We start from the raw sequence: 13,842 nt of genomic DNA, 5'->3' as shown, positions 1-13,842 counted from the left end.
GCAGGCCGTGCTCGATCGCGCCGCGTGGTCTCTCGGAGCCCGCTGCTGGCGGTTCGTGGCCGGCTCTGCCGCGAGATCCGGAGCGTTTGCCGTTCTGATCCGAGCCCGCTAGGCGGCTCGTCCGGCCCCACGTCGCGCAGGCTCGCCCTCTCCAGGGCGACGCGCCCTCGCGACGGAGGCCGGGCGCAGACGCCGGCGTGGCGGGTCCAGAGCGGTCCCGGCGCTCCGCCGAGGGCTGCGGCCGCACCGCGCGGCGGCGGCTCCTTCGGCCCAGGGTGGCTCGCCGCCCTGGGAGCGCACGATTGGCGATCTTGTCGCGGGCACGCCACCTGGTGTCGCGCCCGCGTTGAAGGAGGGGCCCGCCTGGCGGAGCCCCACCACCGTTGAGAGAGGAAATATCATGAACAAGGGAACAGCCATCGTCGGCTTTCTTCTCTGCTTCATCGCAGGGATGGGGCTGATGTGGAGTATCGATCGGAGCGCCGGCTCGCGCGGGCATGAGATCTCGGCGGCCGTCGACGACGGTCAGCCGTGGACCGACGAGGACGCGGCGGTGCCGGTGTCGTCGAAGGACCCGATGTGGGGCGCGCGGACGGCGCCGGTGACGATGGTCGTCTTCAGCGACTTCGAGTGTCCGTTCTGCACCCGGGTCGAGACCACGATCAACCAGCTCAAGGACAAGTACGGTCCCGAGAAGCTGCGCGTCATCTGGAAGAACAACCCGCTCCCCTTCCACAAGAACGCGCGCCCGGCGGCGCTCGCGGCCGAGACCGTGTTCCGCCTCGGCGGCTCGAAGGCCTTCTGGAAGTTCCACGAGCTCGCCTTCCAGAACCAGAAGAGCCTCACGCCCGAGAACTTCGAGAAGTGGGCGGTCGAGTCCGGCGTCGACAAGGCGAAGTTCAAGGCGGCGTTCGATCGGCAGGAGTACATGGCCAAGATCGACGCCGACATGGCGGTCGGCAAGTCCTCCGGCGTCACCGGCACGCCCGCCTCGATCATCAACGGCGTGTTCCTGAGCGGCGCTCAGCCGATCGACAAGTTCACCGCCGTCATCGAGGAGCAGCTCAAGGCCGCGCAGGCGGCGGTCGCCGCGGGGACGAAGCCCGACAAGGTGTACGCCAAGCTCGCCGGGGAGAACAAGGCGAAGGCGCCGCCCCAGAAGGACCGCGAGCGCCCGCAGGAGGACGACAAGACGGTCTGGAAGGTGCCCGTCGGCGACTCGCCCGCGAAGGGACCGGCCACCGCGCTGGTCACCATCGTCGAGTGGTCCGACTTCCAGTGCCCCTTCTGCACCAAGGTCGTCCCGACCATGGAGGAGCTCCTCAAGACCTACGGGGACAAGGTCCGGTTCGTCTGGAAGAACAACCCGCTCCCGTTCCACCAGCGCGCCGAACCCGCGGCCGAGCTCGCCATGGAGGCCCGCGCTCAGAAGGGCGAGAAGGGCTTCTGGGACACGTACGACCTGCTCTGGAAGAACCAGCAGAAGCTCAGCGACGACGACCTGGTCGGCTACGCCAAGGAGCTCGGGCTCGACGCCGAGAAGGTGAAGGTCGCGATCGCCACCAAGAAGCACGGCGCGTCGATCGCCGCCGATCAGGAGCTCGCGGACGACCTGCAGGCGTCCGGGACCCCGCACTTCTTCATCAACGGCCGCCGGCTCGTCGGCGCGCAGCCGATCGACAAGTTCAAGACGATCGTCGACGAGGAGATCAAGAAGGCCGAGGGGATGCTCGCCAAGGGCGTCGCCGCCAAGGACCTCTACGCCGAGATCATCAAGGACGGCAAGGAGCCGCCGCCGCCCGAGCGCAAGGAAGTCGCCGCGCCGGCGCCGAACAGCCCGTGGAAGGGCGGCGAGCGGGCCAAGGTCGTCATGCAGGTCTTCTCGGACTTCGAGTGCCCGTTCTGCAAGCGCGTCGAGGATACGGTCTCGCAGGTCTCGAAGACCTACGGCGACAAGCTGAAGATCGTGTGGCGCCACCGGCCGCTGCCGATGCACAAGAACGCGCCGCTCGCGTCCGAGGCCTCGCAGGAGGCCTACGCGCAGAAGGGCAACGCCGGGTTCTGGGCGTACCACGAGGTGCTCTTCAAGAACCAGGGGCAGCCGGACGCCTTCTCGCGCGCCTCGCTCGAGAAGTACGCCGAGGAGCTGGGCCTCGACATGACGAAGTTCAAGAAGGCGCTCGACGCGAACACCCACAAGGCGTTCGTGGACGCCGAGAACTCCGTGGCGGACAAGGCGGGCATCAGCGGGACGCCGGCCTTCGTCGTGAACGGCTACTTCCTCAGCGGCGCGCAGCCGTTCTCGAAGTTCAAGAAGCTCATCGACAAGGCCATGAAGGAGGCCGGCGAGACCGTGCCTGCCGCCGTGAGGGTGGACGCCCCCAGGAGGCCGGCCCCCGCCGCGCAGCCTGCCGCCGCCCCCGCCGCCCCCGCCGCCCCCAAGTGAACCGCCGCTGCGCGGTCTGATCTCTCGCCTGCCACAGCCAATCCACCCGAAGGGCGGCTCCCGGTGACCGGATGAGCCGCCCACCCCCCTGCCCCGCGCGGGCTCGGTGGGCATCCTCGTCGCTCCCGCTTCTGTGAGGGCGGCCCCGCGCCCCCGTCCCACGCGCAACAGCGTCGCGCGCCGCTGCGCGCAGCTCGTCGCGCGCCGCTGCGCGCAGCTCGTCGCGCTCGGCGCGGCTACGTCAGCCCGTGGTGCGGAACCGCGAGCGTCCCTCCGAGGTCCACCACGCGCGGTAGCGCTCCTGGGCGGCCTCCCGCTCCTGGCGCGGCAGGTCCTCGTAGTAGCCGAAGTACTCCCGGGTGATGCCCTTCAGCTCGTCGATGGCCGCGCGGCGGAGGGCGGGCTTCTCGTGCGTGAGCGCGTCGATGATCCACTCGATGCGATGGCGCTCGCCGTTCCTCGACCACCACGACATCCACCTGCGCGCGTCGCGGCCGTGATCTTCTCGCGTGATGACGAGCAGCGCCCGGGCCGACGCCTCGACGATCACCTCGTGCGGATCGGAGAGGGCGCTGACGAGCGCCGGCACGCTGGATCCGGAGCGGATCTCGCCCATGGTCTCGATGGCGGTCAGCCGCCGCACCGGCGACTCCTCGCGGTCGCGCGCGATGTGATCGAGCCCTTGCAGGATCGGGCCGCCCGCGGGTGGCGCCGTGATCAACAAAGCGGCCGAACGGACGGCGATCCGCCGGACGGCGATGCTGTCGTCGAAGAGCCGCGGGAGCAGCGCGTTGGCAGCTTCCGGATACGGCAGCTCGCCGAGCACGTGCGTGGCCCAGAAGCGCACCTCGGGGTCGGGCGAGGAGCTCCGCACGGTCATGAAGGGAAGCGCCGGGCGCCGGATCGCGACGATGAGCTCGAGCAGCGTCCCGCACTGGGAGGCGGGGGGCGCCGCGGCGACGCTCGCGACGCCATCCGGGCCAGCGATCTGCTCACGGAAACGCTGGCGATCGACCCGGAGCGGACCGGGAAAACGCGCGGCGACGATCGAGATCGCCGTCTCGCCGTTGCGCACGAGCTCAGCAAACGCCCTCGATCCCGCCTCGCCGCCCGCGAGGACGTGCTGCACGAGCGAGCTGTACTCCGCGCGTAGCTCGCCGGCCGGAGAGGGCGAGGCCGCGGCGCGTCGCTCGGACGGGGGCCTCGGATACGCTGCGGCGGCCTCGAGGGCGACGGGCGTGCGGCGACGCCAGTGGGGGCGCGCGGCGTCCGACGACGGCGCCGGCCCGGCGTCCCGGTGCTCTTCGGCGCCGGGCGTGATCGAGCTGTCGAGCATCCACGGCGGACGTGAGTACCGCTTCGTCCGCGCCTCCTCAGGCTCGCCGAGATCGAAGTCCTCGGACCGCGAGGGGGCCGGCGCCGCGGGGATCTCCAGGTCGGGGATCTCGTCGATGGCGGGCGGCGCCGACGACGCCGTGATGACCGGCGAAGACGGCGCCCTGACCGCCTGCAGGAGCGGCTCGGTGATCGCTGGCATCATCGGCGCCGTGACGGCCGTGCCCGACACGACGTCCACGCCCGCCTCGCGGCCGCGCCTGAACTGCGGCTCGGCGCCGGGGATCGGCGCGTGCGGCATCGGGGCCGGCGGGATGGTCGAGCTGAACGCCATCGCGTGCGCGACGCCTTCGTCCGGCCGCACGGGCTCGGCCTCCACGCCGGTGCCGCGGAGCCCGAACGCCCGCGCGACGGCGTCGATCCCGGATCCGCCGTCCTCCGTGGACCAGCCGCTCTGGTGCCGCGGGCCTTGCGGCTCGCCATCCTCGCGGTCGGCATGCGCTGCCTCTCCCGCGCCGAGATCTGCATGCGCTGCGGGCGGCGTGGATCCAGCGTCGGTCGCGGGCGACCCGTGCGACGCCGCGCGCACCGTGCTGCTCAGCTCCAGCAGCGCGGCGCGGGTGCGCAGGGAGAGCGGGCCATCCTTGGCGAGCTCGTCGCCGTGCTCGTCCAGCGGCGCGGCGACCTCGGCCGGCGGTGCGGACGCCCTCTGCGGAGCGGCGGCCTCGGCCGGCGGCGCGGACACCCTTTGCGCCGGCGCGGCGGCCTCGGGCGGCGGCGCGGACGCCCTTTGCGGCGCGGCGGGCTCCTGGGCTCCGCCGCTCCGGTTCAGCTTCTTTCGCAGGATGAGCCGCTCCAGCACCGCTGCTGCGAGCCCGGCGAGCGCGATGAGGTCGCCGATGCTGGAGAGCTCGACCGACGCGGCGCCGTCGTCACCGTAGACGAGCGCGACGACGCGGCCGCGCACGACGATGGGGACGGCCGCCACCGCGGCCGCGTGAACCTTCCTGCCGAGCTCGCGCTGGAGCTCCGCGTCAGGGGCGCTGCCAGCGAGCGCGCTGATGAGCGGCGCTCGGAGCGCGCGCGCCCTGGCGAGGGCGGTCGGACGCTCGAACGGCACGGTGATCTTCGTGACGCGCTCGCGCTCGGCGCCGGGGCCTGCGGCGTTACGGCCTTCGGCGCGCTCGCCGTGGACGGTGAACAGGACCGTGTATTCGAAGTACTGCTGCGCGAAGTCGAAGAGGACCGCGAGCACCGCCTCGCTCGAGTCGACCGCAGCCAGCTCCTGCTCGGCCATGGCCAGCGTGAACGGGCCCTTGCGCCGCTGCGCAGTCGGCGCAGACCGGCCCGCTTCGCGCATCGAACCCTTCGCCGGCGGCGCGCTCGCCGAGACCGCGCGCGCCACCGTCGCGGGCGTCGCAGGCGCCACGGGCGCGGATGCCGCGGTTGCGAGCGCCGCTGCTGCGGGAACCACGGGCGCGGATGCCGCAGGAGCAGGCGCCGCAGGCGCGGGCGCCACGGGTGCAGATGCCACAGGCGCCTGCGCCGCAGGCGCGGAGTCGCCGGGCCGGCGCTGGTGCGACGCGGTGGCTTGCGGCGGCGTATCTTGCTGAGGGCGGTGCGCGGCCGACGCCCGCTTCAACCAGCCGGTCAGCAGGTGAGTGCCCGGCGCTGGAGGACGCGCGCCGGACGGAGCCGGCACCGGCGTCGCCTTCACGGGCGGCGCTGGCGCTCTCACCGGTGGCGTCGCCGCTTCCACGGGAGCAGCCGCGTGCACGACCCCCGTTGCCGCGAACCCCGAGAGGCGCGGCGCGAGCTCTTCGGGGCGCGGCGTCGGCTCCGCCGGCTCGACCGCGGGCTCTTCCCGCGGCGCAGCCAGGTGGCCCGGTGGCGCGCTCTCCTCGCCCGGATCTGCCGTGGCGAGATCGCGCGTGGCCGGCGCCGCAGCCGCTTGGCCGCGCCGCGGCGCGAGCTCGGCGAGGCGTGAAGCGAGCGCCTCTGCCCCAGGCGTGTTCGCCTCGAGATAGCGGAACGACGGCAGATCGATCGGGTACTCAGCGACGACGGTCGGCTCGTCATCCAGCTCGTGGAGCGGCGGCTTCCTCGGCGTGGGCACGGCCTCGTTGAGCGAGACCTCCGCGACGACGGTCTCCTCGTCATGGATCGAGGTCAGCGCCTCGACCGTCGGAGCATCGTCGATGCTCGATCCCTTGTGCTGCTCCGCTTCAGCCGCCTGCTCACGAGCACTGACGCCGTCGGGGAACGTCGCGTCGGCGTCCTCGGAGGACGCCGCATCGACGTCCGCAGATGACGTCGCGTCGACTCCTGCCGGCGACGTCGCGTCGACGTTCGCTGGCGACGGCGCCCTTGCCCCCGCGAGCGAAGCTGCGTCGACCTGTGCGGACGAGGACGCGTCGACTCGTGCGGGCGGAGGCGGAGCCGCATCCGCACCGGCGGGCGAGGCCGTCGGCGGAGGCGCTTCCGGCGGGAGCGCGGCGGCGGCCGCCGGGGCGGGCTCGACCGGCTCCGCCGGGCTCGGCTCGGCGCGCGCGTCGAGCTGCTTCACGAGCCGCGACAGGCGCCGATCGAGGGCGATCCCGTAGTGCTCCGCGAGCGCCTGGCGGATGCGCACCAGCGGCGCAGCGAGCTGCCGCAGGCTGACACCCAGCGCGAAGCTCAGCTGCTCCGCCACGGCCGGCGCGAGGGGCTCGGCCGTGGCGATGACCAGCGTCGGCTCCGGCTGCGAGGCTCCCGTCGCCGCGCTGTCGAGGCCCGTGCGCACGTCGAGCGGGAACACGCGGTGCTGGACCGCGAGATCGACCGGGAGGGTCCGGAGCACGTCGGGCGACGCTGGCTGCAGTCGGCCCACGGCGGGCGGGAGCCCGAGGCTCTCCGCGAGCAACGCCGTGAGCTCGCGCTCGCGCACCGCGCCCAGCTCCAGCACATTCGTGGCGAGGTCGCCGCCATGGAGCACTTGGCGGGCGATAGCCTCCTCGACCACCCGCATCGAGGTGACCCCATGCTGCACGAGGAGAGAGCTCAGCGTCGGCATCGAGGCGCATTCATCGGTGTGCGGTGGAGGTTGGAGCACGCTCACGACGTGCGGCCCGGTCCATCCTAGACGAAGTCTTCATCGGACACGATCCGCGCGTTGGGAGGCCTCGGAGGGGGCCTTCATGGGTCGTCGCCGCTCGCCGCATAGCAGCGATCTTCCGTCTCAGGGAAGCTGGGTGGGAGGATCCCGCCCAACGCCGCCGAGGAAGCATGTGAAGCGCAGCCCGGTCGCGGAGAGGTCCGCGACCGACGCCGGCGCGCCGCCGTCCGTGCGCTCGGACGAGGGCTCCACGGTCAGCCCGCCCCCATGCGCGTCGAGGATGCCGCGCGCGATCGCGAGCCCGAGGCCGAGCCGCTCTCGACGTCGCGGCGCGACCGGGTCGGCGGGGATCGCCCCCCGCTCGCCGAACGGCTCGAGCAGCCGGGCGAGCGGCTCCGGCGGTACAGGGCCCGCCTCGTCGATGAAGGTCACCACCGGCATGCCATCGGCGCTCGAGATGCGGACCTGCACCGGCCGATCGCGCGATCGCAGGATGGCGAAGCCGAGCACATACTCGAGGGCCACCCGGAGGAGCTCCGGATCGCCCTCCACGGTGGGGACCCCATCGGGCTCGGCCTCGAACGAGATCTCCACACCGCGCGCAGCGGCCGTCCCCTCGAGCTGCACGGCCGCCCGACGGACGAGCTCGCCCGCATCGCAGCGGGCGATCGACATCGGACGGCTGGCGTCCGCGCGGAGCCAGATGGAGTTGTCGAACTCGTCGAGCAGCCGCTTCAGCCGCTCGCCGGCGCCGCGCACGCGCTCCAGCATGTCGCGCGGCGCTGGCCCGAGGTCCTTCTGGTAACGCAGAAGATAGTGGACCCCCGCCAGCATGGTCGCCAGCTCGCCCCGTAGATCGTGGCCCACCCGCGCGAAGAACTCGTCATCCATCCACATAGACGCCTGCTCCGAATATGCAGCAACGCGGACCGCGAGCATCAGACGAGCAAGCCAACTGTCGTCGGGACCGCCCCGAAACAGCCGTCGCCAGACGCTGAGGTCGAACCGCGCCGAGACCTCATCTACGCTGGACAGTTGATGGTTGCGGATAAGCGACCTGGGCACAAGGTGTAGCCGGGGCTCAGGTTTCGCCTCCACCAACGCAGGGGGACCTTTCCAGGAACGCCGGCGGGGGGTCGTTGCCCTGCTGCCGCGCATCGAAGCCGAGCACCTGGGGAGCGCTGTCAGCCGAGCCGCGAGCGGGGGAGCATGTCCGAGGCAGAGCGCAGAGAGTTCGCCGAGCAGCACGACGAGGAGGTCGACGAGGACACCCTGGTGGTCGAACGACGCCGCCGGGTCCTCATCGTGGACGATGATCCCGATTTCCTCGTCATGGCGGAGGCGGCGCTCGCCGCGCACGGCTTCCTGGTAGAGCGGGCGGCGGGTGGGCTGCGCGGCGTGTTCCTCGCCACGCAGGACGTGCCGGATGTGATCCTGTGCGACCTGAGGATGCCCGGCATCGACGGCTTCGTCGTCGCCGAGGCGTTGCGCGCAGACCCGGCGACCCAGCACGTCGCCATCTTCGCGTGCACAGGCCGGCGCGATCTGGAGGCCCGCGCCGCCCTCAACGCCTCGGCCTTCGACGGCGTGCTCGTGAAGCCGGTCGACTGGGACAGCGCCGCTCGTCTGCTCCACGAGATCGTCGGCGTCCGCCGGCCCTACGGCCCTACCTAGGGCACGTAGGGAACAACCTTAGACCCCTTCAGGGCAAGTGCAGGGCGACCCCTGCGCGGGAGGGGAAATGCCCGGCGTCCGGCCGGCAATAAGGTATACAAACATCGCGTGACCCGAGCGGATCGCCCCCTACATGACCTGCGTGACAGGCCGGCCGCACGGTGCCGGAGTCGTTCACGCCGATCGGGCGGCGCGCCGAGGAATGGAAAGGTTCACTGGGATGGAAGTGAAGTGTGACGACAACGCGTTCTCGCCGCTCGTCCTGGTCGTGGACGACTTCCAGGACAACCGGGAGATGTTCGCGGAATACCTGTCCTTCTCCGGGTTCCGCGTGGCCGAGGCCGCGACGGGGCGGGAGGCGCTCGATCGCGCCTTCGAGCTGATCCCGGACCTCATCCTGATGGATCTGTCGCTCCCGGAGATCGACGGCTGGGAGGCGACGCGCCACCTCAAGAGCGACCCTCGCACGAAGCGGATCCCCATCGTCGCGCTCACCGGTCACACGCTCGCGGGGCACTCGCGCGAGGCGAAGGACGCGGGGTGCGACGCCTTCCTCACGAAGCCGTGTCTGCCGGACACGCTCGTGCTCGAGATTCGCCGCCTCCTGTCGCGCGGCGACGGCGACGCGCGGGGCGCGTCGTCGCAGCCGGAAAGAACGACCTGACGCGCCGCGGATCCCCTCCCCGGCCAGCCTGCGAAACCTGTCCGGCGCACACGAGCTCGCGAGGTCCCCGAGACGCGCGAGACGCGACATGCGACACGCGACACCAACGAGAGAAACAGCGCACGTGCGCTCCCGCGTTGGCAGGACTTGACTGAGGCACCACCTGACTATCCCCAGCACAGTCTTTCTGGCTAACTGATCGCCTGAGAGACAAGAGGGAACGAGGATGGCGGGGGTGACGAGAAAAAAAGCCGGTAAAGCCGCGACGGACAGCGCGGATGCAGCGCACGGCCGCACGCTCCGCGGGCGCGCCAGCACGGTGCCCCTGCGCTCGCCGAAGAGGGGCTCGACGTCCACTGCGGCGAGCGGGCCCCGCTCCGCGGGACCGGCTACCCTGCGCGCCAGGGTGCCCAGGCGATCGAAGGCGGACGCGGACCGGCATGCCCCACGGGGCGATGCGGCTGAGCGCGAGCGGATCGAGGAGCAATGCCAGCTCCTGGAAGGTCGCGCGGAGGCCGCCGAGCGCATGCTCCGCGAGACCGTGTCCACCATCTCCCACGACCTCAGGAACTCGCTGAGCGTGATCGTGGTCAGCGCCCGCATGCTGATGCGCTCGATCCCCCAGGACGGCCCTGGCCGGAGGCAGCTCGAGGCGATCACCCGCGCAACGGACGAGATCAACCAGCTCGCGCAGGACCTGATCGACGCCATGAGCATCGAGAGCGGCTCGCTGAAGGTCGGCAAGGGCGCGCACGAGGTCGAGCCGATCCTCGACAGGGCGATCGAGCTCGTCGCGCCGACCGTCGCGCTGAAGCCGCTCGAGATCACGAAGGAGCTGCCGCACGACGTGCCGCCCATCGCGTGCGACCGGGAGCGCATCGTTCAGGTCATCGCCACCCTGCTCGGCAACGCGATGCGCTTCACACCCAAGGGCGGACGCATCACCGTGCGCGCGGAGCCCGCGGGCACCGACGCGCGATTCTCGATCTCCGACACCGGCCCCGGCATCTCGCCGGATCAGCAGCCGCTGCTGTTCGCCCGCCACGCGCCCCCTCGCCGGCCGCTGGGGCAGGGGATGGGGCTCGCGGCGTTCGTCACCAAGGGCATCGTGGAGGCCCACGGCGGCACGATCTGGGTCGAGAGCTCGCCGGGCCAGGGCAGCACGTTCTTCTTCACCATCCCCGCCGTCGGGCTCTCGGTGCGCGCAACGTCCTGACGGACAGCCCGTGCGCCGCGGAAGGGGTGCGCACCGCCGCGCGCCGCTGGAGCGGGGCGCGCGCAGCGGGCGCGCGTGCGGTCAGGCCGGTCCGAGCGCCGAGAGCCAGCGGCGGAGGATCGCGCGACCTTCCGACAGCTTTTGCAGCGACGCCCACTCGTTGCGCTGGTGCGCCTGGGCGTTCTCGCCGGGGCCGAAGTTCACCGCGGGCACGCCGAGCTCTGCGAAGCGGGCCACGTCGGTCCACGCCTGCTTCGGCTCGACCGCGGCGACGCCGGCCTCGCGCAGCGCCACGACGAGCGGGTGCGACGCGTGCGGCGGCGCCGAGGGGCTGAGGTCGCGCCAGTCGATCTCGGCGCGGCCGCCCACGAGCGCCTCGATGCTCCGCTGCGCGTCCTGGATCGAGGTCCCGGGCGGGAAGCGGTGGTTCAGGTTGATCGTGAACTCGTCGGGCACGACGTTCCGCCCGCGCCCGCCCTGCGCCATCGTCGCCGTCGTCACGGCCCGGTAGACGAACCCGTCGATCTCGACCTCGCGCGGCGCGAGGGCGGCGAGCTCGACCAGCAGCGGGCCCGCCTTGTAGATGGCGTTCTCCCCCTGCCACGGTCGCGCGCTGTGCGCCGTCCGCCCGCGGAACGTCAGCCCCGCGTGGAGCGAGCCGCTCGCGCCGAGGCTCAGCTTGTTGTCGCTCGGCTCGAGGCACACCGCGAGATCGAGCGCGCGGAGGCCCGGCTCGCGCTCGATGACCAGCGCGAGCTCGTTCTCGAGGTACGGGCCTTCCTCCCGGGCGTAGAACACGAGCGTCAGATCGACCCCCGCGACGTCCCTCCGCTCGCCCTCGGCGAGATCGAGCATCAGCGCGAGGCCCGACTTCATGTCGCTCGCGCCGGGGCCGTAGAGGCGATCCCCCTCGATCCGCGGCGGCCCGTCGTGCGAGGTGCGCACCACGTCGAGGTGCCCGGCCAGCGCGATCTTCGGGCCGCCCGTGCCCTGCGTCACCTGCACGACGAGCGAATCGCCGTGACGGCGCACCGGCGCGGCGAGCTGCGCGCGCCCGAGCCGCTCCGCCACCGCGCAGCACAGCTCCTGCTCTTCCCCCGTGGGCGACGGGACGGAGCACAGCCAGAGCAGCGTGTCCGCGAGCGCGGCCCCGGCCGCCGCGTCCTGGTCGGGCCGCGCGCTCACACCGGCACCGCGAAGTCGCGCAGCGCCGCGTTGAGCGACACCTTGCGGTCGGTCGCCTCGCTCCGCTGGCCGATGATGAGCGCGCAGGGGATCGCGAACTCCCCCGCGGGGAAGCGCTTCGGCCGCGTGCCCGGGATGACCACGCTGCGCGCAGGCACCCGGCCGCGGTGCTCGACGACCTCGGGCCCCGTGACGTCGAGGATCGCCGTCGACGCGGTGAGCACCACGCCGGCGCCGAGCACCGCCTCCTCCTCGACGACGACGCCCTCCACCACGATCACGCGCGAGCCCACGAAGACGCCGTCCTCGATGATCACCGGCCGCGCCCCCGGCGGCTCGAGCACCCCGCCGATGCCGACGCCCCCGGCGAGGTGCACCCCCCGACCGATCTGCGCGCAGCTCCCGACCGTCGCCCACGTGTCGACCATCGATCCCGAGCCGACCCACGCGCCGATGTTCACGTAGCCGGGCATGACGATCGCGCCCTGCTCGAGGAACGCGCCGTAGCGCACCGTCCCCGGCGGGACGACGCGGACGCCCGCCTTGTCGAGCCCTCGCTTGAGCGGGATCTTGTCGTAAAACTCGAAGGGGCCGACCTCCATCACGGTCATGCTGCGGAGCGCGAAGTAGAGCAGGATCGCCTCCTTGATCCACGCGTGCGTCACCCACCGGTGCGCCGCGCCCTCGCCGCCTGGCGCCGCGCCCTCGCCGCCCGCCTGCGGGGTCTTGTCGGGCTCCGCGACGCGGAGCAGGCCTTGATCGAGGCACTCGATCGTGCGGAGGACCGCGGCCTCGTGCGCGGGCGAGCGCAGGAGCTCGCGGTCGCGGAACGCCGCCTCGACAAGGGACTTCATGGATTCTTCGGTGGCCATGGCGCCGCCTTTAGCACGGCCGCGCTAGCACCGGCACCGGCGTCAGAACGTCACGGTGACGACGCGGCCACAGGGCCCCTCGACGAGATCGATGCGCGCGCGGCGCGCGACGACGCGGGCGACGGCGGCGGCCCGCTCGCCACCGTCGCGCAGCACCACGTCGAGGGAGACCACCGGCGCCCCCTCGCGCGGGCCGCGCTCCGCGATGCGCACGGTCGAGCGCCCGTCCGGCAGGCGGGAGACGGTGAGGTGAGGGCTCGCGATGCCCGCTGCGCTGACCATGCCGACCGCGAGCTCCACGAGCCCGCTCACGGCGCGCACGTCCCCCTCCACCTCGTTGGCGCGGCTGTCCGCGGAGGCGACCGAGATGCCGACGACCGGCCGCCCCTCGACCGCGGTGGCGCTCCAGTTGCGGAGCACGTCGATGAGATCGAGCGGCGTCGGGCGCAGCTCGAGGGTCGCGATCACGAGCTCGGACAGGCGCAGCGCGCCGCTCAGCTCCCGGGCCGTCCTGCGCACCGACGCCTCGAGCGCGAGGCGCTGCCGCGCGTCGATGCCGCGCTCCGAGCCGGCGCGCTCCCCGCGGCCGCGCCCGGGGCCGCGCCCCGGCGGGGCGCTCGCCGCGGCGCGCGACAGCTCTTCCGTGAGGCGCGCGACCTCGACGCCCGCGTGCTCGAGCAGCGCGCACGCGGCGTCGGCCGCCGCGGCGTCGTCGGTCTCGACGAAGCCGTCGCGGACCGCCGCGGAGAGGCTGTCGAGGGCGGAGACGAGCGCCGCGCACCCCTCACACACCTCCGGCAGCGCGAGGGCGACCCCGCGCGGCCCGACGCGGCGCGAGCCGAGCAGGTGCGCGAAGCTCTCGATGCCTGCAGCGCCGTCCCGCGCCGCGCCGAGCGCAGCGGCGAGCCGCTCGTCGAGCATCAGTTCGTCGCGCTCGGAGCGACCTCGTAGCCCGCGAAGAAGTAGCCGATCTCGCGCGCGGCGGTCGCCGTCTTGTCGGATCCGTGGACCGCGTTCTCGCCCACGTTCGCCCCGTACAGCTTGCGGATCGTCCCCTCCGCCGCCTTCGCCGGGTCGGTCGCGCCGATGACCTCGCGGTACTTCGCGACCGCGTCCTCGCGCTCGAGCGCCATCACCAGGATGGGGCTGCGCGACATGAACGTCACGAGCTCGTCGAAGAAGCCGCGTCCCCGGTGCTCGGCGTAGAAGCCTTCCGCCTCCGCGCGGGTGAGGTGGATGCGCTTCATCGCTTTGACCGTGAAGCCCTCCTGCTCCAGGCGGGCGATGATCGCGCCGGCCGTGTTCTTTTCTACTGCATCAGGCTTGATGATTGAGAGGGTTCGCTCGAGGGCCATG

At 72.5% G+C, this 13,842-nt stretch carries 10 protein-coding genes; 4 read left to right on the top strand and 6 right to left on the bottom strand.

Annotated elements, in window-relative coordinates:
* Positions 1-400 precede the first annotated feature (400 nt).
* The gene (locus tag WME75_RS15260) at positions 401-2,446 is read left to right on the top strand and encodes a DsbA family protein (protein WP_437491229.1); all 2,046 of its coding nucleotides are present in this window, start codon (positions 401-403) and stop codon (positions 2,444-2,446) included.
* Positions 2,447-2,687: 241 nt separating this feature from the next.
* On the opposite strand, the gene WME75_RS15255 is transcribed toward WME75_RS15260, so the two are convergent.
* Together WME75_RS15255 and WME75_RS15250 are read right to left on the bottom strand one after the other, a co-directional pair.
* A complete protein-coding gene (locus tag WME75_RS15255; protein ID WP_437491227.1) occupies positions 2,688-6,833 on the bottom strand; it encodes a HEAT repeat domain-containing protein in 4,146 nt (1,381 codons plus the stop codon).
* Between the two features lie 165 nt (positions 6,834-6,998).
* Entirely contained in the window at positions 6,999-7,772 is a 774-nt protein-coding gene (locus WME75_RS15250; protein WP_437491224.1) for a sensor histidine kinase, read from the bottom strand.
* Between the two features lie 312 nt (positions 7,773-8,084).
* On the opposite strand from WME75_RS15250, the gene WME75_RS15245 reads away from it, so the two are divergent.
* From WME75_RS15245 to WME75_RS15235, 3 genes are all read left to right on the top strand, one after another.
* Complete coding sequence (locus tag WME75_RS15245; protein ID WP_437491221.1) at positions 8,085-8,549, top strand: response regulator; 465 nt, start codon at positions 8,085-8,087, stop codon at positions 8,547-8,549.
* A 220-nt stretch (positions 8,550-8,769) separates the two neighbouring features.
* Positions 8,770-9,213, top strand: coding sequence for a response regulator (locus WME75_RS15240; protein WP_437491218.1), 444 nt, complete (start codon positions 8,770-8,772; stop codon positions 9,211-9,213).
* A 406-nt stretch (positions 9,214-9,619) separates the two neighbouring features.
* A complete protein-coding gene (locus WME75_RS15235) occupies positions 9,620-10,429 on the top strand; it encodes a sensor histidine kinase (RefSeq protein WP_437491215.1) in 810 nt (269 codons plus the stop codon).
* An 81-nt stretch (positions 10,430-10,510) separates the two neighbouring features.
* Here WME75_RS15235 and dapE read toward each other — a convergent pair whose 3' ends face one another.
* Genes dapE through ndk form a run of 4 tightly spaced genes read right to left on the bottom strand, consistent with a single transcriptional unit; the run spans position 10,511 to position 13,841 of the window.
* Positions 10,511-11,614, bottom strand: coding sequence for a succinyl-diaminopimelate desuccinylase (dapE, locus tag WME75_RS15230; protein WP_437491212.1), 1,104 nt, complete (start codon positions 11,612-11,614; stop codon positions 10,511-10,513).
* Positions 11,611-12,486, bottom strand: a complete 876-nt coding sequence (locus WME75_RS15225) for a 2,3,4,5-tetrahydropyridine-2,6-dicarboxylate N-succinyltransferase (protein ID WP_437491209.1) — start codon at positions 12,484-12,486, stop codon at positions 11,611-11,613. Before WME75_RS15225 ends, dapE begins: the two co-directional genes overlap by 4 nt.
* Before the next feature lie 42 nt (positions 12,487-12,528).
* The gene (locus WME75_RS15220; protein WP_437491206.1) at positions 12,529-13,407 is read right to left on the bottom strand and encodes a hypothetical protein; all 879 of its coding nucleotides are present in this window, start codon (positions 13,405-13,407) and stop codon (positions 12,529-12,531) included.
* Positions 13,407-13,841: a nucleoside-diphosphate kinase gene (gene ndk, locus WME75_RS15215; protein WP_437491204.1), complete on the bottom strand. Its 435-nt coding sequence runs from the start codon at positions 13,839-13,841 to the stop codon at positions 13,407-13,409. The genes WME75_RS15220 and ndk overlap by 1 nt, the downstream gene beginning before the upstream one ends.
* Between the last annotated feature and the right edge of the window lies 1 nt (position 13,842).

This window comes from Sorangium sp. So ce1014, from assembly GCF_051521505.1.
Taxonomy (GTDB): domain Bacteria; phylum Myxococcota_A; class Polyangia; order Polyangiales; family Polyangiaceae; genus Sorangium.
The sequence above is the reverse complement of the archived record's forward strand: the minus strand, read 5'-3'. Positions and strand labels throughout refer to the sequence as shown.

Coding starts and splice junctions, on each gene's coding strand:
- ndk (WP_437491204.1), bottom strand. CDS start 13,841: ATGGCCCTCGAGCGAACCCTCTCAATCATCAAGCCTGATGCAGTAGAA.
- WME75_RS15260 (WP_437491229.1), top strand. CDS start 401: ATGAACAAGGGAACAGCCATCGTCGGCTTTCTTCTCTGCTTCATCGCA.
- WME75_RS15240 (WP_437491218.1), top strand. CDS start 8,770: ATGGAAGTGAAGTGTGACGACAACGCGTTCTCGCCGCTCGTCCTGGTC.
- WME75_RS15255 (WP_437491227.1), bottom strand. CDS start 6,833: ATGCCGACGCTGAGCTCTCTCCTCGTGCAGCATGGGGTCACCTCGATG.
- WME75_RS15250 (WP_437491224.1), bottom strand. CDS start 7,772: ATGTGGATGGATGACGAGTTCTTCGCGCGGGTGGGCCACGATCTACGG.
- WME75_RS15245 (WP_437491221.1), top strand. CDS start 8,085: ATGTCCGAGGCAGAGCGCAGAGAGTTCGCCGAGCAGCACGACGAGGAG.
- WME75_RS15220 (WP_437491206.1), bottom strand. CDS start 13,407: ATGCTCGACGAGCGGCTCGCCGCTGCGCTCGGCGCGGCGCGGGACGGC.
- WME75_RS15225 (WP_437491209.1), bottom strand. CDS start 12,486: ATGGCCACCGAAGAATCCATGAAGTCCCTTGTCGAGGCGGCGTTCCGC.